At 49.7% G+C, this 1,426-nt stretch carries 4 protein-coding genes; all 4 read left to right on the forward strand.

The genetic code is table 11. The annotated features are described in order from the left end of the window. Positions 1 to 308 (forward strand): YodL domain-containing protein (locus tag P0G09_RS15350; protein WP_275253080.1); only part of this gene is annotated, 308 nt, incomplete at its 5' end. Beyond that, positions 298 to 501 carry a transposon-transfer assisting family protein gene (locus tag P0G09_RS15355; protein WP_217297629.1) on the forward strand — a complete coding sequence of 68 codons (204 nt, stop codon included), beginning with the start codon at positions 298 to 300 and terminating at the stop codon, positions 499 to 501. The genes P0G09_RS15350 and P0G09_RS15355, both read left to right, overlap by 11 nt. Before the next feature lie 173 nt (positions 502 to 674). Continuing rightward, on the forward strand, positions 675 to 1,022 hold the full coding sequence (locus P0G09_RS15360; RefSeq protein WP_005921745.1) for a DUF6054 family protein: 348 nt from the start codon (positions 675 to 677) through the stop codon (positions 1,020 to 1,022). 1 nt (position 1,023) lies between these two features. Further along, positions 1,024 to 1,410 carry a DUF2500 domain-containing protein gene (locus tag P0G09_RS15365; protein ID WP_005921746.1) on the forward strand — a complete coding sequence of 129 codons (387 nt, stop codon included), beginning with the start codon at positions 1,024 to 1,026 and terminating at the stop codon, positions 1,408 to 1,410. The last annotated feature ends 16 nt before the right edge of the window (positions 1,411 to 1,426 follow it).

The following is a 1,426-nucleotide window of genomic DNA, read 5'->3' on the forward strand; positions in this document are numbered from 1 at the left end:
ATCTGCCCGCCATGTGGCAGGATGTGCCGAACAACGAGGTTTTGGAAGAACTATTTCAGATGTTCAACCTCTCCCGTCCGCAGGATTTTGAGGGGCACAGCCTGTCGGTCAGCGATGTGATCGCACTCAAACGCAATGGCGAGGTGTCTGTGCATTATATGGACAGCATCGGCTTCAAAGATTTACAAGGGTTTCTGGACAAGCAGCCGGAACGTCCTTCGGTGCTGCTGAATCTCAAAGAGAAGTGCGATGCCCCGGAGTGCAATCCAACCGTCTGCCGGAAAGCGAGGGACGTTCATGAACTTTAACCATGAGGAACTCATGCTGATGATGCTCTACAACACCGGCATCCGGCTGGGGCTCATTCACGAACTGCGGCTCATGCAGTGCTACCTGATGCCGGACGAGACCGCTCTGCGGGAACTATCGGTGGTGGTTATCGAAAAGCTGAAACTGCTGACCGATGCAGAGTTTGCCGAGCTGGAATTTCCACTGGACTGACTTTTGCCGCCTGCGGGCGGCGTACATAAAGTGTTTTGTTCTTCCAAAAGATATGCTATAATCAAATCAGACAAAATTCCTCTCTTCAAGCGATTTCTCCGCAATTTTCCTGTGGCTCTGCTCGTATCAAAAATAAGGGACCGATTTTTAATTGTCAGAACGGAGGAACCATTATGGCAATCTTTGAAAAGACCATCCGAAACAAGAATTTTGACAAACTGCTTCGGAAGCTGGAAAATGAAATCCCGGACAGCAGTTGGTCGGCAGATTTAGAGGCAGGCAGTGATTTCAAAGAGGGCGATGCCCGGTGCAGTGTCCGTGTGTTTGAACGGTACAGCATGATGGGCGGCAACCGCTTGAGTCTGACACTGACCATGTTCCAGAATGGAGATAGCCCGATTCGGCTGTCTGCAATTACAGCGGGCGGCAGTCAAGCGGTGTTCTTCAAGGTGAACACCCTCGGAGAAGAATCTTTTCTGGACGATGTAAAGGACCTGCTGGAAGAAATTTTGGAGGAGTAAAATGTTTTTTGGATGGTTTGACGCTATATTCAGCTTCATTTTCCCAATCCTGTTCCTGCTTTTTATTGGAATGTTTTTCTTTGCTCTAATTTCAAATCTCCGCACATGGAACAAAAACAACCACTCGCCGCGGCTTACCGTTCCGGCAACAGTGGTAGCAAAGCGCACCGATGTTTCGCATTCCAGCAGTGCCAATGCCGGAGATATGTCCGGTGCGCACGGATACGACACTAGCACATTTACATCGTACTATGTGACTTTTCAGGTGGAGAGCGGCGACCGGATGGAATTTGAAGTGGACGGAAGCGATTATGGTCTGCTCGTGCAGGGCGACATCGGAAAGCTGAGTTTTCAGGGCACCCGCTATCTTGGGTTTGAGCGGAACTAAGTGTTCTCCTACACTA

Origin of the sequence: Faecalibacterium sp. DFI.5.82 (assembly GCF_029076575.1) — a bacterium.
In the GTDB taxonomy this organism is placed as follows: Bacteria; Bacillota; Clostridia; order Oscillospirales; family Ruminococcaceae; genus Faecalibacterium; species Faecalibacterium duncaniae.

Bases quoted from the DNA above. Each gene is read 5' to 3' on its own strand.
- P0G09_RS15355 (WP_217297629.1), top strand. From the start codon at position 298: ATGAACTTTAACCATGAGGAACTCATGCTGATGATGCTCTACAACACC.
- P0G09_RS15365 (WP_005921746.1), top strand. From the start codon at position 1,024: ATGTTTTTTGGATGGTTTGACGCTATATTCAGCTTCATTTTCCCAATC.
- P0G09_RS15360 (WP_005921745.1), top strand. From the start codon at position 675: ATGGCAATCTTTGAAAAGACCATCCGAAACAAGAATTTTGACAAACTG.